General features: G+C 73.1%; 18 protein-coding genes. 10 read left to right on the top strand and 8 right to left on the bottom strand.

Going from position 1 to position 19,273, the window contains the following annotated elements; all coding sequences use genetic code 11:
* Positions 1 to 65 precede the first annotated feature (65 nt).
* The 4 genes from FB388_RS32485 to FB388_RS32470 are packed head-to-tail and all read right to left on the bottom strand — an operon-like array spanning position 66 to position 4,422.
* Positions 66 to 1,487: a M20/M25/M40 family metallo-hydrolase gene (locus FB388_RS32485; protein WP_211362397.1), complete on the bottom strand. Its 1,422-nt coding sequence runs from the start codon at positions 1,485 to 1,487 to the stop codon at positions 66 to 68.
* Between the two features lie 19 nt (positions 1,488 to 1,506).
* Positions 1,507 to 2,292, bottom strand: coding sequence for an ATP-binding cassette domain-containing protein (locus FB388_RS32480; RefSeq protein WP_142106533.1), 786 nt, complete (start codon positions 2,290 to 2,292; stop codon positions 1,507 to 1,509).
* A complete protein-coding gene (locus FB388_RS32475; protein WP_142106532.1) occupies positions 2,289 to 3,338 on the bottom strand; it encodes an ABC transporter permease in 1,050 nt (349 codons plus the stop codon). Before FB388_RS32475 ends, FB388_RS32480 begins: the two co-directional genes overlap by 4 nt.
* A gap of 4 nt (positions 3,339 to 3,342) precedes the next feature.
* Entirely contained in the window at positions 3,343 to 4,422 is a 1,080-nt protein-coding gene (locus FB388_RS32470) for a sugar ABC transporter substrate-binding protein (RefSeq protein ID WP_142106531.1), read from the bottom strand.
* A gap of 142 nt (positions 4,423 to 4,564) precedes the next feature.
* On the opposite strand from FB388_RS32470, the gene FB388_RS32465 reads away from it, so the two are divergent.
* The 4 genes from FB388_RS32465 to FB388_RS32450 all read left to right on the top strand — a co-directional run bounded on the left by FB388_RS32465 (position 4,565) and on the right by FB388_RS32450 (position 7,351).
* Entirely contained in the window at positions 4,565 to 5,602 is a 1,038-nt protein-coding gene (locus tag FB388_RS32465; RefSeq protein WP_142106530.1) for a LacI family DNA-binding transcriptional regulator, read from the top strand.
* Between the two features lie 113 nt (positions 5,603 to 5,715).
* Positions 5,716 to 6,096 carry a MerR family transcriptional regulator gene (locus FB388_RS32460; protein WP_142106529.1) on the top strand — a complete coding sequence of 127 codons (381 nt, stop codon included), beginning with the start codon at positions 5,716 to 5,718 and terminating at the stop codon, positions 6,094 to 6,096.
* Positions 6,093 to 6,425 (top strand): thioredoxin family protein, encoded by a 333-nt coding sequence (locus FB388_RS32455; protein ID WP_142106528.1) that lies wholly within the window; start codon positions 6,093 to 6,095, stop codon positions 6,423 to 6,425. The genes FB388_RS32460 and FB388_RS32455 overlap by 4 nt, the downstream gene beginning before the upstream one ends.
* Before the next feature lie 35 nt (positions 6,426 to 6,460).
* A complete protein-coding gene (locus FB388_RS32450) occupies positions 6,461 to 7,351 on the top strand; it encodes an aminoglycoside phosphotransferase family protein (protein ID WP_211362396.1) in 891 nt (296 codons plus the stop codon).
* A gap of 6 nt (positions 7,352 to 7,357) precedes the next feature.
* On the opposite strand, the gene aspS is transcribed toward FB388_RS32450, so the two are convergent.
* Positions 7,358 to 8,629 carry an aspartate--tRNA(Asn) ligase gene (gene aspS / locus FB388_RS32445; RefSeq protein WP_142106527.1) on the bottom strand — a complete coding sequence of 424 codons (1,272 nt, stop codon included), beginning with the start codon at positions 8,627 to 8,629 and terminating at the stop codon, positions 7,358 to 7,360.
* A gap of 287 nt (positions 8,630 to 8,916) precedes the next feature.
* Between aspS and FB388_RS32440 the strand changes: the two genes are divergently transcribed.
* A complete protein-coding gene (locus tag FB388_RS32440) occupies positions 8,917 to 12,258 on the top strand; it encodes an error-prone DNA polymerase (protein WP_142106526.1) in 3,342 nt (1,113 codons plus the stop codon).
* On the opposite strand, the gene FB388_RS32435 is transcribed toward FB388_RS32440, so the two are convergent.
* Positions 12,224 to 13,156, bottom strand: a complete 933-nt coding sequence (locus tag FB388_RS32435; RefSeq protein WP_142106525.1) for a TIGR03620 family F420-dependent LLM class oxidoreductase — start codon at positions 13,154 to 13,156, stop codon at positions 12,224 to 12,226. The genes FB388_RS32440 and FB388_RS32435 overlap by 35 nt on opposite strands.
* A 77-nt stretch (positions 13,157 to 13,233) precedes the next feature.
* Between FB388_RS32435 and FB388_RS32430 the strand changes: the two genes are divergently transcribed.
* The gene (locus FB388_RS32430) at positions 13,234 to 13,815 is read left to right on the top strand and encodes a TetR/AcrR family transcriptional regulator (protein ID WP_142106524.1); all 582 of its coding nucleotides are present in this window, start codon (positions 13,234 to 13,236) and stop codon (positions 13,813 to 13,815) included.
* A gap of 65 nt (positions 13,816 to 13,880) precedes the next feature.
* Positions 13,881 to 14,486, top strand: coding sequence for a pentapeptide repeat-containing protein (locus FB388_RS32425; RefSeq protein ID WP_246122661.1), 606 nt, complete (start codon positions 13,881 to 13,883; stop codon positions 14,484 to 14,486).
* 8 nt (positions 14,487 to 14,494) lie between these two features.
* On the opposite strand, the gene FB388_RS32420 is transcribed toward FB388_RS32425, so the two are convergent.
* Positions 14,495 to 15,715, bottom strand: coding sequence for an MFS transporter (locus tag FB388_RS32420; RefSeq protein WP_142106523.1), 1,221 nt, complete (start codon positions 15,713 to 15,715; stop codon positions 14,495 to 14,497).
* 217 nt (positions 15,716 to 15,932) lie between these two features.
* Positions 15,933 to 17,333 carry a sensor histidine kinase gene (locus FB388_RS32415; protein WP_246122660.1) on the bottom strand — a complete coding sequence of 467 codons (1,401 nt, stop codon included), beginning with the start codon at positions 17,331 to 17,333 and terminating at the stop codon, positions 15,933 to 15,935.
* 175 nt (positions 17,334 to 17,508) lie between these two features.
* Between FB388_RS32415 and FB388_RS32410 the strand changes: the two genes are divergently transcribed.
* From FB388_RS32410 to FB388_RS32400, 3 genes are read left to right on the top strand one after another with little or no spacing between them, the layout of a single operon-like run.
* Positions 17,509 to 18,369, top strand: coding sequence for a bifunctional methylenetetrahydrofolate dehydrogenase/methenyltetrahydrofolate cyclohydrolase (locus FB388_RS32410; RefSeq protein WP_142106522.1), 861 nt, complete (start codon positions 17,509 to 17,511; stop codon positions 18,367 to 18,369).
* On the top strand, positions 18,366 to 18,656 hold the full coding sequence (locus tag FB388_RS32405) for a DUF3017 domain-containing protein (RefSeq protein WP_425468597.1): 291 nt from the start codon (positions 18,366 to 18,368) through the stop codon (positions 18,654 to 18,656). Before FB388_RS32410 ends, FB388_RS32405 begins: the two co-directional genes overlap by 4 nt.
* Positions 18,657 to 18,658: 2 nt before the next feature.
* Positions 18,659 to 19,240: a carboxymuconolactone decarboxylase family protein gene (locus tag FB388_RS32400; RefSeq protein ID WP_142106521.1), complete on the top strand. Its 582-nt coding sequence runs from the start codon at positions 18,659 to 18,661 to the stop codon at positions 19,238 to 19,240.
* The last annotated feature ends 33 nt before the right edge of the window (positions 19,241 to 19,273 follow it).

Below are 19,273 nucleotides of genomic sequence, written 5' to 3'. Positions count from 1 at the left end.
GACGGGGCGCGTGGCGGAGTGGGGTGCGCTAACGCGCCGCCGGGCGCGGCGGTGGCTGGGTGGGCTCAGCCTGCGGCCAGCTCGTCCGTCGAGAGGGCGAAGCGGGCCAGCGCGGCGGCGAATGCGTCGGCGTTGCGGTCGACGGCGGTGCGGTCGATCGTGTCCAGGCGGTCGCAGGCCTGGTGGTAGCAGCGGTCGTACGCCTCGCCCGCGGTGCCGCCCCAGCGTTGCGCCTCCTCGGCCGACTTGACCTCCTCGGCGCCGGTGAACAGGCCGCCGGAGGGGATGCCGCGCGCGATGAAGGGGCCGTAGTCGGAGCGGCCGCTGAAGTCGGTGCCGGCACCCTGCACACCCGCGGCGGCCAGGCCTTCGACGAGCGCGCGCTCGATGGCGGCCGAGCCGCGGGGCCCGGGGCCGTCGCCCTCCTGGTCGGAGTCGTCACCGTCGTACACGAGGTAGCCGGCGTTGGGTGAGCCGACCATGTCGAGGTTGATGTAGAGCGCGATCCGGTTGCGGTCCTCCTCCGAGAGCCCCTGCACGTACGTGGTGGAGCCCACCAGGCCGGTCTCCTCGGCGCCCCAGAAGGCGAACCGCACGGCATTCGTCACCGGTGGGTTCGCGCCGAGCCGCACGGCCGTCTCCAGCAGCGTGGCCACACCGGAGCCGTTGTCGTTGACGCCCGGCCCCTCGGGCACGGAGTCGAGGTGCGCGCCCGCGACGACCACCTCGTCCGGGTTGCCGGACCGGGTCTGGGCGAGCACGTTGCGGCTCGGGGTCAGCTCCACCGTGGTCACCAGCGTCAGCGTGACGGCCGCCCCGGCCCGGCCGGCCAGCGCGTCGCCCGCCGAGCGGCTCACGCCGCCGGTGGGCACCACGCCGGTCGCGGCCTCGCCGAGGGTGCCGTCGTCAAGCGGTTCGTCCGCAGTGTTGATCACGATCAGGCCGAGGGCGCCTGCGCCCGCGGCATGCGTCGCCTTCTGCGCGAACGGGCACGTGCCCCGCCGGACGAGGGCGACCGACCCGGGTGTGACGGCGCCCGCGTCGGCCGGGTTGCAGCCCTCGCCGGCCATGACGGTGAGCGGCCCGGTGACACCGGCGTCGGGAGTGGTGGGTGAGAACCCCAGCGCTGACACCGGCACCGGTCCGCCGTCCACCGTGAGCTGCTCCTGCCGCACCTCGAACCGCCGGGCGTCGAAGGTGGGTGTCTGCACCTCGTACCCGGCACCGCGCAACACCCCCACCACGTAGTCGACGCTCGCGTCGTAGCCCGGGGTGCCGAGCGCCCGGTTGCCGCCGTTGGCGTCGGCGATGCGCTGCAGCTCGGCGAGGTGCGCGAACGCGCCCTCCCCGGTGACCTCCTCGACCAGCCGGGACGGCAACCCCGGATCGGGAGCGGGCGGGGCCGGTTGCGGGGGCGGCGCGACGGCCGGTGCCCCGCAGGCCATCGCCGTGACTGCAACCAGCAGCAGCGTGCGCACTCTCCGCATGCGCTGAAGTCTGCCCCTTTCAGGCCACCGGTGGGGGAGGTTCCGCCGCCCCCGTCATGATCGCCACGGCTTCGGTCATCGAGTGCGACTTCGGCGTGATCACCGTGGCCCGGCGGCCGAGCCGCTGGATGTGGATCCGGTCGGCGAGCTCGAACACGTGCGGCATGTTGTGGCTGATGAGGATCACCGGAAGGCCGCGGTCGCGGACGTCGCGGATGAGCTGCAGCACCCGGTTGCCCTCCTTGACGCCCAGCGCTGCCGTGGGCTCGTCGAGGATCACGACCTTGCTTCCGAACGCCGCGGACCGCGCCACCGCCACGCCCTGCCGCTGCCCACCGGACAGGCTCTCCACGGCCTGGCCGATGTTCTGCAATGTGGTGATGCCGAGGTCGGTCATGTGCCGCTTCGCCTCCGACCGCATGTGCTTGCGGTCGAGCATCCGGAACACCGAGCCGAGGATCCCCGGCTTGCGCTCCTCGCGGCCGAGGAACAGGTTGTCGGCGATGTCGAGCCCCGGCGCGACGGCGAGCGTCTGGTAGACGGTCTCGATGCCGGCGAGCCGGGCGTCCATCGGGCTGCGGAAGTGCACCGGCTTGCCGTCCAGCAGGATCTCGCCCGCGTCCGGGATGAGTGCCCCGCACAGCGCCTTGATCAGGCTGGTCTTGCCGGCGCCGTTGTCGCCGATGATCGCGAGGATCTCGCCTGGGTACAGCTCGAGGTCGCCGCTGGCGATCGCCGTGACCGGCCCGTACCTCTTGACGAGCCCGCGCGCCTCGAGCACGGGCGTCCGAACGGTTGTCGTCATGCGCGGACCTTCCTGATCCACTGGTCGATGGACACGGCGACGAGCACCAGCAGGCCGATCGCGAAGCCCTGCCAGACGACGTCGACGCCACCGAGCTGCAGGCCGTTCTGGAACACGCCGACGATGAGCGCGCCGACCAGCGTGCCGAGCACGAGACCGCGGCCGCCGAACAGGCTCGTGCCGCCGAGCACGACGGCGGTGATCGAGTTGAGGTTGTACTCGATGCCCACGTTCGGGCTGGCCGACGCGAGCCTGCCGATCAGGATCCACGCGCCGATCGCGTACACCAGCCCGGCCACCAGGTAGACCGAGAACAGCACCCGGCCCGTCCGGATGCCGGCGAGGCGGGCGGCCTCGATGTCGTCACCGGTGGCGTACACGTGCCGCCCCCATGCCGTGTAGCCCAGCGCGTAGTAGAAGAACCCGAAGAGCAGCAGCATGATGATCGACCCGTAGGTGATCCGGAGGTCGCCGATCGAGAACGCGGTGCCGGTCCACGTCATGATCGACGGCATGTCCGTGCCACGGACGGTCTCGCTGCGCGATACCACCGAGTTCAGCGAGAAGAAGATCGAGAGCGTCCCCAGCGTGACGATGAACGGGGGTAGCGCGACCCGCGTCACCAGGAAGCCGTTGAAGGCCCCCATCGCGGTGCCGCACACGATCCCGGCCAGCAGGGCGGGCACGCCGGGAAGGCCCAGGTCGGTGGCCAGGTTGGCCATGATGATCGACGAGAACACGGCGATCGCGCCGACCGAGAGGTCGATGCCCGCGGTGAGGATCACCAGCGTCTGACCGAGTGCGAGCACGGCGATCACCGTGACCTGCTGCATCACGAGGCCCAGGTTGGCCGCGGTCAGGAAGCGGTCGCTCACGAACGAGAACGCGATGATCGCGAGCACGAGCACAGCCAGTGGGCCGAGGATGGGGCGGGCGTGCAGGACGTGCTGCAGCCGCTGCAGCGGTGTCTCGGCCCGCCGCTCGTCGAAGCCGTGGGGCGGCGGCCCGGCCGCCGTGGCGACCGAGCCCCGGGTGTCGTCCGTCATCCGATCATCCCCAGCAGTTCTGCAGTCCGAACGCGGTGTCCTCGGACTCGACGCCCGGTTGCGGCTCGTCGGTGACGAGCGTGACGCCGGTGTCGGTGAAGTCCTTGCCCGCGGTGGCCGCCGGCTTGGCGCCGTCCTTCGCGAACTGGGAGAGGGCCTCGACGCCTTGCGACGCCATCTTCAGCGGGTACTGCTGCGAGGTGGCGCCGATGATGCCGGCCTTGACGTTCTCGACGCCGGGGCAGCCGCCGTCGACGGACACGATCTCGATGTCGTTCTGCCGGCCGGCGGCCTTGATCGCCTCGTACGCGCCTGCGGCGGCCGGCTCGTTGATCGTGTAGACGAGGTTGATCGAGGGATCCTTCTGCAGCAGGTTCTCCATCGCCGTTCGGCCGCCCTCCTCGGCGCCGTCGGTGACGTCGTGGCCGACGATGCGCGGGTCGGACTCGTCGCCGATCTGGGTGGGGTCGCCCACCTCGATGCCGAAGCCCTGCAGGAAGCCCTGGTCGCGCTGGACGTCGACGGTCGGCCGGTTCGGCGACAGATCGAGCATCGCGATCTTGGCCTGCTTGCCTTCCGCCTCGAACTTCGCCTTCGCCCACTGGCCGATGAGCAGGCCCGCCTGGAAGTTGTCGGTGGCGAAGGTGGCGTCGGCGGCGTCCGGGGGCTCGGTCTGGGTGTCGAGCGCGATCACCAGCAGGCCGGCCTGCCGCGCTCGGTCCAGCGTCGGCACGATCGCAGCCGAGTCGCTGGGCGTGATCATGAAGCCGGCCGCGCCCGCGGAGATCAGCGACTCGATGGCCTGCACCTGCGACTCGTTGTCGCCGTCCTGCTTCCCGGCGAAGCTCTGCAGCTCGACGCCTGCCGAGTCGGCGGCCTGCTGGGCGCCTTCCTTCATCTTGACGAAGAACGGGTTGGTGTCGGTCTTGGTGATGAGGCCGACGATCGGCTTGTCGCCGCCGCCGCCACCACCGCCGCCGCCTGCCGGCTCGGTCCCGCCACCGCACGCGGTGAGCGCGAGGGCCGCACTGGCCCCGATGGCGAGCGCGGTGGCCCGCCTGCGGGCCTTCCCTGCCTGGTTCATCCCACGACCTCTCGTCAGCATCGACGTGGAGACAACGTTGTCGGAACTCTGGTACGCAAAGACGCCGGTCCACAAGGCCGTACCGGACATCGATTCGTAACGAAGTGGTCACGGTGACAACGATGTCAGGCATCGGAGGACGATGCTGACGATCGTGCAGAGCGTCCCGGCCCGGCGCCGACCGACCATGCGTGACGTCGCCCAGCTGGCCGACGTCAGCCTGAAGACGGTCTCGCGGGTGGTCAACGACGAGCCGGGGGTCTCGACGGCGCTCGCCGTCAGGGTGCAGCGGGCGATCGACGAGCTCGGCTTCCGCCCGCATCCCGGCGCCCGGCTGCTGCGCACCGACGGCCGGACGGCTGCGATCGCCCTGCTGCTCGAGGACGTCGCCAACCCGTTCTCGGCTGCCGTGCAGCGGGCCGTGGAGAACGAGGCGCGCGAGCGCGGGATGGTCGTGTTCTCCGCGAGCATCGACGAGGACCCGGCCCGGGAGCGCGCGCTGGCCCGCGAGTTCGGCGCGCGGCGGGCCGACGGGTTGCTGCTCGCACCGTGCGGCGACGACCAGTCCTACCTCACCGACGAGCTCCCGGCGGGCACCCCGGTCGTCTGCGTGGACCGGGAGGCGAGCAACCTCGCCGTCGACGCCGTGATCACGACCAACGCCCTGGGCGCCGCGGAGGGCGTGCGGCACCTCGCCGCGGCGGGGCACCGGCGGATCGCGTTCCTCGGCGACCGGCGCTCGATCCGGACGGCCGAGCAGCGCTACGCGGGCTACTGCGACGCCCTCGGGTCGCTCGGCCTGCCCGTCGACCCCGGTCTCGTGGTGCACGACCTGCGGAAGCCCGGCGACGCCGACGGAGCGGTCACCGCCCTGCTTGCCAGGCCCGACCCGCCCACCGCCCTGTTCACCGCGCAGAACCTGATCACGATCGGCGCGGTGCGGGCGCTGCGCAGGCTCGGCGCGGAGTGGTCGGTCGCGCTCGTGGGGTTCGACGACGTGCTGCTCGCCGACCTGCTCTCGCCCGGCATCACGGTGGTGGCGCAGGACCCGGCCGCGATCGGGCGGACCGCGGCGACCCTGCTGTTCGCCCGCATCGCGGGCGACCCGAGTCCCCCCGGAGTGCGCCTGGTCCCGACGACGCTGGTCCGCCGGGGCTCGGGGGAGCTCCCGCCCCGCTGATTCCGACGAACGGCGCGTTCGTCGGATAGGTTCCGACGAAAGCGCCGCTCGTCGGATCAGTGGCGGTCCTCACGCTGGCGTTTCCGTGGGCGGCAAGGTTTAGCGTCGTACGCGTGCGGATCGGTGAGCTGGGGCGGCGGGCCGGGGTGAGCACCCGGACGCTGCGGCACTACGAGGAGCTCGGCCTGCTCGATGCGCGGCGCCGGGCCAACGGCTACCGCGACTACGACGAGCGCGACCTGCGGCTCGTCACCGAGATCCGGTCGCTCGTCGACCTCGGGTTCGCGCTCGAGGAGACGCGCCCGTTCGTCGAGTGCCTGCGGGCCGGCCACCCCTCCGGTGCGAGCTGCGCGGCTTCCCGTGCGGTCCAGCGCCGCAAGCTGGCCGAGGTGGACGAGTGGCTCGCCCGGATGCACGCCGTGCGCCGCGAGCTCGTGGCCCAGCTCGGCGATCCGCCCGCCCCCCGCTGCTGCTTCTCGGAGGAGAACCCATGATCGTCAAGGTGTCCGACGCCACCTTCGAGGAGCTCGTGCTGCGCGCCGAGCTGCCCGTGCTGCTGGACTTCACCGCCGACTGGTGCCCGCCGTGCAAGATGATCAAGCCGGTGCTCGCCGAGCTCGCCGACGAGCTGGCCGGGCGGCTGGTCGTCGCCGAGATGGACGTCGACGTCAACCCGCGCACCGCGCAGGCAGCAGGCGTGCTCGGGATGCCCACCCTGAACCTCTACCTCGGCGGGAAGGTCGCCACGCAGGTCGTCGGCGCGCGGCCGAAGGTGGCGATCATGCGTGCGATCGAGGCCCACCTCCCGGTCACGACCGGGTAGTCACACCTTCGGTGAAGGCCGCTACCGTCCGTGACGTGGAGCTGCCGGACGTCGTGCGGGCGAAGGCGGAGCAGGCGGGCGCGGGCGCGTGGGTGGCCGGGCTCGCCGCCCTGGTGGCCGGGCTGGAGCGCGACTGGGGCATCACGGTCGGCCGGGCGTATCCCGACCCGACCGAGGCCTACGTCGCCGAGGCGCAGCTCGCCGACGGAACGCCCGCCGTGCTGAAGCTGCTCGTCCCGCGCCCCGGGCAGGCCGCCGACGAGATCACCGTGCTGCGGCTCGCCGACGGCGCGGGGTGCGTGCGGCTCCTCGCGTCGGACGTCGCGCGCAGCGCCCTGCTGCTCGACCGGCTCGGCCCGTCGATGTACGAGCTGGGCTTGCCGATCGAGCGCCGGCTGGAGATCATGTGCGCCCTCGCGGCGCGGCTGTGGCGGCCGGCCCCGGACGCGGGCCTGCGCACCGGCGCGGAGAAGGGCCGGTGGCTCGTCGAGCACATCCTTCGCACGTGGCGCGACCTCGGCGGGCCGTGCTCCCGCGCTGCCGTCGACCACGCGCTCGTCTGCGCGGACCGGCGTGTCGCCGCGCACCGGCCGGAGCGGGCGGTGCTGGTGCACGGCGACGTCCACCAGTGGAACACCCTGCAGACCCGCGACGGCGGGTTCGCCCTCGTCGACCCGGACGGCCTGCTCGCCGAGCCCGAGTACGACCTCGGGATCCTGATGCGCGAGGACCCAGTCGAGCTCATGGAGGGCGACCCCCGCGAGCGCGCCCGCCGGCTCGCGGAGCGCACCGGCTGCGACCCCGTGGCGATCTGGGAGTGGGGTGTCGTCGAGCGGGTCTCGACGGGCCTGCTCGCCACGGCGATCGGCCTCCAGCCGGTGGGTTCGCAGATGCTGGCTGCGGCCGACGCGATCGCCCGCACCTGAGCCGCCTCAGGGGGTCAGCCGGTGCAGGTCGCGGGGGAACAGCGTCGTGCGCCGGATGTTGTCCGCTCCGACCAGCCGCGCGGTCCAGCGCTCCAGCCCGATCGCGAACCCGCCGTGCGGCGGCATGCCGTGGCGGAACGCCTGCAGGTACGGCTCGTACGCGTCGGTGGGTTCGCCCCGGTCGGCCAGCGCACGCGCGTAGTCGGCGTACTCGTGCAGCCGCTGGCCACCGGTCACGAGCTCCAAGCCCCGGAACAGCAGGTCGAATGAGTTCGTCCAGCCGGCGTCGCCGGGCTCGGGGTGCGTGTAGAAGGGGCGCTTGCGCGCCGGGAACCCCTCGACGGCGACGAAGTCCGATCCGAACTCCCGGACCGCCCACCGCCCGATGCGCCGCTCGTGTTCGGGCGCCAGGTCGGGCTCGTCCGGGTCGGCGCCCACGAGCGCGAGGGCGTCCCGGAAGTGGATCACCGGTATCCGCTCGGGCACCTCGGGTAGGCGCGCGCCCGCCTCGGCGGCTCCGCCGCGAACGGCGTCGATCATCCCGGCGAGCACGTCGCGCAGCACGGCGAGGACGTCGCGGTGGTCGTCGATGAAGCCCAGCTCCACGTCGAGCGACACGTACTCGGCCAGGTGCCGGACCGTGTCGTGGGGCTCGGCGCGGAAGACCGGGCCGACCTCGTAGACCCGCTCGAACACCCCCACCATCATCTGCTTGTAGAACTGCGGGGACTGCGCGAGGTAGGCGGGTCGGCCGAAGTAGTCGACGGTGAACACCGTCGCGCCCGACTCGGTCGAGCCGCCCACCAGTTTCGGTGAGTGGATCTCGGTGAAGCCGCGCTCGTCCAGCGCGCGGCGGAACCCGCGCAGTGACGCGGCTGCCACCTGCCACACCGCCGCCCGGGCCGGGTGGCGCCAGGCGATCGGGGCGTGGTCGAGCAGCGCGGGCAGCCCGGCGGTCAGGGCCGGGCGCCACAGTTCCACGGGCGGCGGGGTGGCCGAACCGAGCACCGTGATCCGCGGGTCGGTCAGCTCCGCGCCGCCGGGCGCCTTCGGGTTGGCCACCACGGTGCCCTCGACGGAAACGACGGTCTCCTCGCCGAGTGCGTCGAGCTGCCGGCGCCCCGTCCCGTCGCCGATCACGACCTGGGCGAGCCCGCTGCGGTCGCGGACCACGAGGAACGCCACCTGGGACAGGCGCCTTCGGCGGTGGACCCACCCCTGCACCGTGACGCGCTGTCCGGTGTGCTGAGGCAGTTGTGCGGTGAGCGTGCGGGACATCGGCACCTCCTCGGTCGGTCTCCCGGGAGGTGTGGGCGATCGGGTCGCTCGCGGTGCCACCACACCTTCACCGACCGCACGGCCGGCCTCGTCGCGGTCGATGACGGTGACCGGCCGAGCGGCTCGGGGGTCGTCACGCCCGTCGTCACCGCTGGGTCGGAAGGTAGTTGGCGGGGCTCCGCGGAGCACCGGGATTTCGTCGTGACGAGGGCGCCACCCACCGTGGTGTGACCGATTCGCCTGGTCGGGCGGTTGAGATGATCTCGAACACCTGTTCGACTTGAGTCGTGGGCTGGAACAACCCGGACGTCCCGTGGCACGAGCTGGAGGCCGCGCTGTCGGGGCGTGCCTGGAACGGCGGGAACCTCTCCGGCGGGCCGGAGGCCGACGGCGGCGACAGCCCGGCGTGGTCGCGCAAGCGGGAGCCGTACGTCGCCCCGCCGGTGGGCACGCCGGGTGCCCGCGTGCCGTACGCCGAGCTGCACTGCCACTCCAACTTCAGCTTCCTCGACGGCGCGAGCCACCCCGAGGAGCTGGTGGAGGAGGCGGCGCGGCTGGGGCTGGACGCGATCGCGCTCACCGACCACGACGGCATGTACGGCGTGGTCCGGTTCGCCGAGGCGGCCGCCGAGCTGGGCGTCCGCACGGTCTTCGGCGCCGAGCTGTCCCTCGGCCTCACCGCCCCGCAGAACGGGGTGGCCGACCCGGAGGGCAACCACCTGCTGCTGCTCGCCCGCGGGCCGGAGGGCTACCGCGCGCTGTGCCGCACGATCAGCACCGCCCAGCTGCGTGGGCAGGAGAAGGGGCGGCCGATCTACGACGTCGACGAGGTGGTCGCCGACACCGCGGGCCAGGTCCTGGTGCTCACCGGCTGCCGCAAGGGCAGCGTGCAGCAGGCGTTGCGCGCCGGTGGGCGCGACGCCGCCGGCAAGGAGCTGCGCAGGCTCGTCGAGCGGTTCGGGGCCGACCACGTGGCCGTCGAGCTCACCCACGCCGCGCTGCCCACCGACACCGAGCTGAACGACGTGCTCGCCGAGCTGGCCCTCGACGCCGGGCTGCCCACGGTGGCCACCACCGCGGCCCACTACGCCACCCCGCGCCGGTTCCCGCTGGCCACGGCGCTGGCCGCGGTGCGGGCGCGGCGCAGCCTCGACGAGGTCGACGGCTGGCTGCCGCCCGCCGGCACCGCCCACCTGCGCTCCGGCGCTGAGATGGCGGCCCGGTTCGACACCCGCTACCCGGGCGCGGTCGCGCGGGCCGCGGAGATCGGCACCGCCTGCGCGTTCCCGATCCGCCTCGTCGCGCCGGACCTGCCGCCGTTCGACGTCCCGGCGGGTCACACCGAGGCGAGCTGGCTGTGGGAGCTGGTCCAGCGCGGGATGATGCTCCGCTACGGCAGCCACGCCGAGCACCCGGAAGCCGTCGAGACGATCCGGCGCGAGTTCGAGATCATCAAGAAGAAGAACTTCCCCGGCTACTTCCTGATCGTCCACGACATCGTCGAGTTCTGCCGCAAGGCCGACATCCTCTGCCAGGGCCGCGGCTCGGCGGCCAACTCCGCCGTCTGCTACGCGCTGGGCATCACCAACGTCGACGCCGTGGCGATGGGGCTGCTCTTCGAGCGCTTCCTCTCCCCGGCGCGCGAGGGCTACCCGGACATCGACCTCGACATCGAGTCCGGCCGCCGCGAGGAGGTCATCCAGTACGTCTACGCCAAGTACGGGCGCGGGTGCGCCGCCCAGGTGGCCAACGTCATCACCTACCGGCCGCGCTCGGCCGTCCGCGACATGGCGAAGGCGTTCGGTTTCTCGCCGGGCCAGCAGGACGCGTGGAGCAAGCAGATCGAGCGCTGGGGCGGCCCGGTCGCCGACGTGCCCGTCGAGATACCCGACCAGGTGGTCGGGCTGGCCAACGAGCTGCTCGGCTTCCCGCGCCACCTCGGCATCCACTCCGGGGGCATGGTCATCTGCGACCGGCCGGTGTCGGAGGTGGTGCCCGTCGAGTGGGCGCGCATGCCCGGCCGCACCGTCGTGCAGTGGGACAAGGACGACTGCGCGTACGCGGGGCTCGTCAAGTTCGACCTGCTCGGGCTGGGCATGCTCACCGCGCTGCACCTCATGCTCGACCTGGTCGAGGAGCACCACGGGAAGAAGATCCAGCTGCACGAGCTGCAGCCCACCGACCCGGACGTCTTCGCGATGCTCGCGCGCGCCGACTCGGTCGGGGTGTTCCAGGTGGAGTCGCGGGCGCAGATGGCCACGCTGCCCCGGCTCAAGCCGCGGGTGTTCTACGACCTCGTCGTGGAGGTCGCGCTGATCCGGCCCGGCCCGATCCAGGGCGGTTCGGTGCACCCCTACGTGCGGCGGCGCAACAAGCTGGAGGAGTGGGACTACGACCACCCCCTCCTCAAGGGCGCGCTGGAGAAGACGCTCGGCGTACCGCTGTTCCAGGAGCAGCTCATGCAGATCGCCGTGGACGTCGCAGGCTTCTCCGCGGGCGACGCCGACGAGCTGCGCCGCGCGATGGGCGCCAAGCGGTCGGAGGAGAAGATGGAGCGGTTGCGCGACCGCTTCTTCGCCGGCATGACGGCCAACGGCATCACCGGCGAGGTGGCGATAAGGATCTTCCGCAAGATGATCGCGTTCGCCAACTTCGGCTTCCCGGAGAGCCACGCGATCAGCTTCGCGTCGCTCGTCTACTACAGCGCCTGGTTCAAGCTCTACTACCCGGCCGCGTTCTGCGCGGCGCTGCTCAACGCGCAGCCGATGGGCTTCTACTCGCCGCAGTCGCTGGTGGCCGACGCGCGCAGGCACGGCGTGCTCACCCGCGGCGCCGATGTCAACCTCGGGCGGGCCGAGGCGATCCTGCAACCCGACCCGCTCTCCACCGGCGGGCAGGCCGTCCGGCTCGGGCTCGCCGAGGTGCGGGGCATCGGCCTCGAGCTGGCCGAGCAGATCGACGCCGAGCGCGACCGGGGCGGGCCCTACCGCGACCTCGCCGACCTCGCCCGCCGCGTCCGGCTCACCGTCCCGCAGGCCGAGGCGCTCGCCACCGCCGGCGCGTTCGGCAGCTTCGGGATCGACCGGCGCTCGGCGCTGTGGGCGGCCGGGGTGGTCGCGGCGGTGCGTCCCGAGCAGTTGCCCGGCACCGCCGTCGGGCTGGAGGCGCCCGCCCTGCCCGGGCTCACCGACGTCGAGCTCACCGCAGCCGATGTCTGGGCCACCGGCGTCTCGCCCGGCACGCACCCCATGCAGCACCTGCGGGAGAAGCTCGAGGCCCTCGGCGCTGTCCGCATCGACGCCCTCGACGCCATCGGCCGCGCCGTCCCGCCCGGCGACCCGGAACACGACATGCCGCGGGTGCTGGTCGGCGGGCTCGTCACCCACCGGCAGCGGCCGGCCACCGCCCGCGGCGTCACCTTCCTGAACCTGGAGGACGAGGGCGGCATGCTCAACGTCACCTGCTCGGAGGGGCTGTGGGCGCGCTACCGCACGGTGGCGCTCAGCAGCACCGCCCTGCTCGTGCGCGGGCGGCTGGAACGCAGCCCGGAGGGCGTGCTCAACCTGGTGGCCGACCGGCTGCAGAAGCTGGCGCTCACGGTGCCGGTGAAGTCGCGCGACTTCCGCTGAGCAGTGCCGGGGCCAGCTCGCGCCACTCGGGTAGCGGCAGCGCCGCCGGGTCGGCGGTGAGCGCCTGGACGCAGACGTGGTCCGCTCCGGCGTCGAGGTGCTCCTGCACGCGCTTCTGGATCGACTCGACGTCGCCGTGGGCCACGATCGCGTCCACCAGCCGCCTGCTCGGGCCGGCGAGGATGTCCTCGTCGCCGAAGCCCAGCCGGCGCACGTTGGCCTCCTGGTGCGGGGCCATCGAGACGTAGCCGGCGACGTGCGCCGTGGCGATCTCGCGGGCCCGGGTGGCGTCGGCGTCGAGCACCACGCCCTGTTCCACGGCCAGGAACGCGTCCGGGCCCATGATCTCGCGTGCTCGCGCGGTGTGGTCGACGGACACGAAGTACGGGTGGGCGCCCTGGGCGCGTTCGGCGGCGAGCGCCAACATCTTCGGGCCGAGTGCGGCGAGCACCCGGAGTGGTGCCGGATCCGGGACCGGGCTGTGCGCGGGGACGGCGTCCATCGCGTCCAGGTAGGCGCGCATCGCCGCTGCGGCGTTCCCCAGCGCCGGCATCGGGTAGCCGGCGAACTCCCGCACGGTGTCGTCGACGCGATGGCCGCCGAGGCCGAGGACGTAGCGGCCGGGGAACGCCTCACCCAGCGCCCGCTCGGCACCTGCCAAGGCCATCGGGTCCCGCAGCGCGACGTTGGCGATCCCGGAGGCGACGGTGAGGCGCCGCGTGGCCGACAGCAGCAGCCATCCCTGGCTCACCGTGTCGCGCCCGAACGCCTCGCCGTACCAGATCGCGCCGTAGCCGAGCTCCTCGATCTCGGCGGCCGCCTCCCGTACCCGGCCGGCGGGCTCGCCGTCGAAGGCGAAGGTCCAGATACCGACCTCGCTCCGTGTCACGTCTGTCATGTCCACTCCTTTCCGGAGAACTTCTCCGGTACGTGGGCGCTACCATAGCGGAGAAGTTCTCCGGAAAGTCGGGAGGGATGACCGTGGACCGGCCGCTGCGGGCCCACGCACGCCGCAACCAGGCGCGCGTCGTCGCCGCCGCCCGCGAGGTGTTCGCCGAAGCGGGCCCGGAGGCGTCCCTCAACGAGATCGCCCGCAGGGCCGAGGTCGGACCGGGCACGCTCTACCGGCACTTCCCCACTCGCCGTGCCCTGCAGATCGCGGTGCTCCGCGACCGGATCGAGGCGCTGTGCGGCCGGGGTGACGAGCTGCTGACCTCCGCCTCACCGGATGACGCGCTGGCCGAGTGGCTGCGTGCCTTCCTCGCGCATGCGCGCAGCGGCCAGGGCCTCGGCGGGGCGGTGATGACCGTCGCGCCGGACGAGCTGGGCTTCGACTGCCACGAGCGGATCATGGACACGGCCGCCCGGCTGCTCGGCAACGCCCAGCGCTCGGGTTCGGCTCGCGCCGATCTCTCACCCGGCGATCTCCTGCAGCTCGTGGTCGGGATCGCGCTGGCGACTGCTCAGACCGACGACGCGGACGAGCCGGACCGGCTGCTGGGGATCGTGCTCGACGCCGTGTCCCAGCGGCGTCGCGGGGGAGGGTCTGCCCAGTAGGCGCCTCATCGCCCGGCGGGTGCGGTCCGGTGCGCGTGAAGTCAGGGGCGTGGGAGGGTGCGCTCGTGGATCAGGGGGACGACCGCGAGTACATCGATCTCGACCTGTCGGAGGTGCGTCCGGGCGACGAGCCGTGGCGGCGGCGCAGGTTCGTGCGCTGCAGCTTCGCGGAGGCGGACCTGCGGGGGCTCGCCACCGAGTCGTGCACCTTCGACGACTGCGACTTCACTGGCGCCGATCTCGGTGAGTCCGTCCACCGGGGCGGCGCCTTCCGGTCCTGCCGGATGGTGCGGGCCACGCTCGGCGGCTCGGCGTTCCGCGGGTGCTCGCTGCTCGGCACGTCGCTGATCGACTCGCGGCTGCGGCCGATCACCTTCAGCGACTGCGACCTCACACTCGCCGCCCTCGGCCGCGCCGACCTGCGGGACACGGACCTGTCGGGGCTGCGGCTGCGCGAGGCGAACCTGGTGGAGGCCGACCTGCGGGGCGCGGACCTGCAGGGCGCCGACCTGACCGGTGCCCGCCTGCTGCGAGCCCGGCTGGACGGCGCCGATCTGCGCGGAGCACGCATCGATCCCGACGGCCTCGTGCAGGCGCGGCTGGCCGGGGCCGCGGTGGACGTCGAGCAGGCGATCGCGTTCGCGGCCGCCCACGGACTCCGAGTCGCCTGACACACCGATCACCGCCTCGCCCCGGTTGTCGTGACTCGTGCACGACGTCCCAGCGAGATCACGAGCATGCTGGCGCCGAAAAGGGCCGCCGTGAAGATGAACGCCCCAGCGGAACCGAGGACGCCGGACAGGGCCGCCAGGAGCCCGGCGCAGAGGATCTCGCCCCCGTACTCCGCCTGGGCCAGGAAGGAGTGGACGGTCGCGCGGACGTCGCTCGACGTGCGGCGGTTGACCCAGATCGTCGTGACCGTGCGCACCAGCGGCATGGCGACCCCGGATGCGACGAGCACCGCGACCAGCGCGGTGGTGAGGTCCGGGGCGAGCCCGAGCATGCCCAGGCCGAGGACGCCCGCGGCGCAGGCCAGGAGCATGGCGCCCCGGGCGCCTCGCTCGCCGTAGATCCGCTGTTCCACGGCGCGGAGCGACAGGGCGCCGATGACGAGGGCACCGATGCCCAGAACGGTGGACCACACCGTTCCCGGACCGCCGGCGGGGAAGCCGAGGGCGTGCAGCTGGAGCGGGTAGATGCGCCCGAAGGAGTCGGCGGCGCCGTTGACGAGCACGGTGACGACGACGAGGGCGAGGATCGTCCGGTCGCGGACGGCGAGCCGGGCCCCGCGCCGGGCGATGTCGAGCGACACGCGCAGGCGACCTGTGCGGATCGGCGTGAAGTTGCGTTCCGGGAAGGCGAACGCGACCGCTGCTCCCAGGGCGAGCATCAGGACTCCGGCGGCCACGATCGCGGACTGCCGCCCCACCAGGGCAGCGAGACCGCCGACGCCGAGCATGCCGACGACCGCCCCGAGGAGCTGCCGGCGCGCCTGTCGGGCGAGCACCCGGTCGATGAGCTCCGGCCGGTCCAGCTCGTCGGTGATCCACGCGATGTCGGCTCCGCTGGAGAACGTCCAGGAGATCCCCCACAGCATCTGCGCGAGCAGCAGCGGCACGAAGTCCGGGAACAGGCCGGTCGTGATCATCGCGACCGCCATCAGGGGATGGGCGACCACGATCGCCCACTTGCGGCTCACCGCGTCCGCGAGCACCCCGGCCGGCACCTCGAAGATCATGGAGGCGATGCCCTGGGCCGCGGCGATCACCAGCAGCTGCGCGGGTGACAGCTGCGCGTCGACGACCATGTAGAAGCTCGTGACGAGCCACCAGCCGTTGTGCAGCACGGCTCGGACGCCGACCCATCCGAGGAACAGGGTGACGAGCCTGTCGCCGCTCATGGGCGGACCGCCGAGTGGGAGCAGCCAGGCAGGACGGTATGACGCATGCGTGCGGGAACTCCGAGGAGTACTGCGGGCAGGGGCCGGCGGACATCTCAGGAGCTCATGGCCGCGAAGGTAGCGAGCTGCCGTCCGGACGGCTACCGACTTCCGGGCCCGAGCTACCGCACGGTGGCGCTCAGCAGCTCCGCCCTGAAGGAGGAACCGGTCGGAGGGATCACGACCCGGCTGCGACACCCGAGCGAGGTAGCCGGACGTGCAGGGTGGTCGCGCCCGGGCGGGAGTCGATCGTGATGGTGCCGCCGTGGCGCTCCACGACGATGCGCCGCGCGATGTCGAGGCCGAGGCCCGTGCCCTTGCCGACGTCCTTGGTCGAGAAGAACGCGTCGAACGCGCGCTCCGCCACCTGCGGCGACATGCCCGGCCCGGTGTCGGCGATCGACACCGCCACGGCGTCGCCGTCGGCGCGCACCGTCAGCCGGAGCGTTCCCGAGCCGTCCATCGCGTCGAGCGCGTTGTCGATCAGGTTGGTCCAGACCTGGTTCAGCTCGCTCGCATAGGCGTCGATCGGACGCACGTCGGACCCGTAGTCGCGGACGACGGTGACGCCGCCGCCGATCCGGTCGCCGAGCATCGCGACCGTGCTGTCGAGCCCACTCGTCACGTCGACGCGCTGCAGCGACGCGCGGTCCATCTGGGAGTAGGACTTCACGGTGGCGACCAGCTCGGAGATCCGGGCGGTCGACTCCTTGAGCTCGGCGAGCAGCGCGGTGGCCGACAGCGTGCTCGCCACCCACTCCAGGCCGGGCCCGAGTGCCGGTCCGCCGATCGCGGCGGCCACCCGCTCGCACCAGGCGATGTCGGCGCCCGCCGCGGCGAGCGCCGGGGCGAGGAGCCACTCCCGCTCGACACCGTGGTCGGCGAGCCAGACCTCGAGGTCGCCCTCCAGGTCGGACACGGTGAGCGGGTCCGAGGCGGCCGGGCGGGAGCCGAGCTCGGCGCGAAGGGCGTCCAGCGCGGCGAACTGCCGGGCGGAGAGCTCGTCGCCGGCGAGCAGGACCTGCGACGACACGAGGGTCCGGTACGTCGCATCGAGCTCGTCGATCGCCCTGGTGGCGGCCGCGGCCGGGTTGTTGATCTGATGGGCGATACCCGCGGCGAGCGTGCCCAGTGCCACCAGCGACTGGTGCTGGCGCGCGGTCGACTCGATCGAGCGCGCCGTGCGGTAGAGCCCGCTGATCAGGTGGCTGCCGAAGGGGAACCAGGCCCTCGCAAGCTCGGCCAGCGCCGCGGCGGGCACCCGGAGCACCCGCCCGGCGACCTGTCCGCGGCCCGTCGCGAGGTAGACGCCGCCCTCGTCCCAGGCGCGGAACCCGCCCGCCCACCTGCCGGGCACGTCCATCCGGCCGACCACCGTCTCCTCGCGGTCGGCGCGACGGCTCAGCTCGATCGCGCCGTCCACCAGCGCCCACCAGGCGTCCGCAGGCTCGCCCTCGTGGAACAGCTCGACACCGGGCTCGATCCGGACGACGGTGCCGGCCGCGACCAGCTGCGTGATCTGGTCGTCGGACAGGTCGCCGAACAACGGCAGCGAGCGGAGGTCCTCGACGCGCAGCACAGGACACAGTAGACACGCACCCCGTTTCGACCGGCGCACCCTGTCGTAGCGCGGGCGGCGAACAGGTGCGTGAGCGGGAGGCGGGTGCGCGAGCCCCCACACCGAGACAGTTGTCGGACCGGTCTCGGCGCACCGGCCGATGGCGGGCGCCCGCCCGGCTGGGAGGATGGTGTCCGTGACGGCGACGGTGATGGACGGAAGAGCCACGCTGCAGGAACTGCTCGGCGAGCTGGCGGGGCGGGTGGAGAAGCTGCAGGCGAGCGGCGTGACACCGGGGCTCGGCACGCTCCTCGTCGGCGACGACCCGGGCTCGCACTCCTACGTCCGGGGCAAGCACCGCGACTGCGCCAAGGTCGGCATCACCTCGATCCAGCGGGAGCTGCCGGCCGATGCCACCCAGGCCGAGGTCGAGCGGGCCGTCGACGAGCTGAACGCCGACCCGGCCTGCACCGGGTTCATCGTGCAGCTTCCGCTGCCGAAGGGGCTCGACGCGGGCGCGGCGCTGGGGCGGATCGACCCGATGAAGGACGCCGACGGGCTCGCCCCGGTGAGCCTCGGGCGGCTCGTGCTCGGCGAGCCGGGCCCGCTGCCGTGCACGCCGCGGGGAATCGTCGAGCTGTGCCGCCGCTACGGCGTGGAGCTGAACGGCGCGCGCGTCACCGTGGTCGGCCGCGGCGTCACGGTCGGAAGGCCGCTCGGCCTGCTGCTCACCCGCCGGTCCGAGAACGCCACCGTGACGCTGTGCCACACGGGCACGAAGGACCTCGCCGCCGAGGTCCGCCGCGCCGACATCGTCGTCGCGGCCGCGGGCGTGCAAGGCCTGATCACCGCCGACATGGTGCGGCCGGGAGCCACCGTCCTCGACGTCGGTGTGACGCGAACGGACACCGGGCTGGTGGGCGACGTCGCGCCCGAGGTGGCCGAGGTGGCCGGGCTGCTCGCGCCGATGCCCGGTGGGGTCGGTCCGATGACGCGGGCGATGCTGCTGACCAACGTGGTGGAAGCAGCCGAGCGGGCGGTCGGCGAACCGTCGTGACCGGCCTCCGCTCCCGCCTGCCGGTGCACGCGCCGATGACGTTCGTGCTGCTGATCGCGGGTGCGGGCATGGTCAGGACGCTCACCCAGCACTGGCGCGAGGGGGCGGTGCTGCTCGGCGGTGCCCTGATCGTGGCCGCTGTGCTGCGGGTGCTGCTGCCGACGGACCGGGTCGGGCTGCTCGCGATCCGCAGCCGTCCGATCGACGTGCTCGCCTACGGCGGGCTGGGCACCGTGATCGCCGTGCTGGCCATGACGATCACCGCCAGCCTGCTGAACGGCGGGTGAGGGTGGGCGAGCGACGGCTGCGCCCCCTGCGCCCCGACGAGCTCGACGCCGAGCAGCGCGCGGTGTACGACGCGCTCGCCGACCCGCCGGGCCGGGTGGGGCTGAGCTCGGACGGCAGCCTGCACGGCCCGTTCGACGCGATGCTGCGCGCCCCGAGATCGGGCGCGGCGCTGCAGGCGCTGGGCGCTGCGCTGCGATACGGCAGCGTGCTGCCCGAGCGGGTTCGCGAGCTCGCGACGCTGCAGGTCGCCGCGCACCACCGTTCGGACTTCGAGTGGTACGCCCACGCACCGCTCGCCGCATTGGCCGGACTGCCGGCAGCGCTGCTGGAGGCGGTCCGCACAGGAGGACCGGTCGAGCCGGACGACCCGGCCGAGCGCGCCGCCGCCGCCGTCGTCGGGCAGCTGCTCGCCACCGGCGACGTCGACGACGCCGCGTGGGCGAGCGTCGTCGGGCAACTCGGCGAGGCCGGCGCCGTCGAGCTCACCACGCTCGTGGGCTACTACGGCCTCCTCGCGATGCAGATGCGTGTGCTGCGCGTGCCGCTGCCCCCGGATGCACCGGCCGTCGGCTGGGATCGATAGCGCGCTGAGACGTCGATGAAGGCCCGGCGCGGC

Origin of the sequence: Pseudonocardia cypriaca (genome assembly GCF_006717045.1) — a bacterium.
Classification (GTDB): domain Bacteria; phylum Actinomycetota; class Actinomycetes; order Mycobacteriales; family Pseudonocardiaceae; genus Pseudonocardia; species Pseudonocardia cypriaca.
The sequence above is the reverse complement of the archived record's forward strand: the minus strand, read 5'-3'. Positions and strand labels throughout refer to the sequence as shown.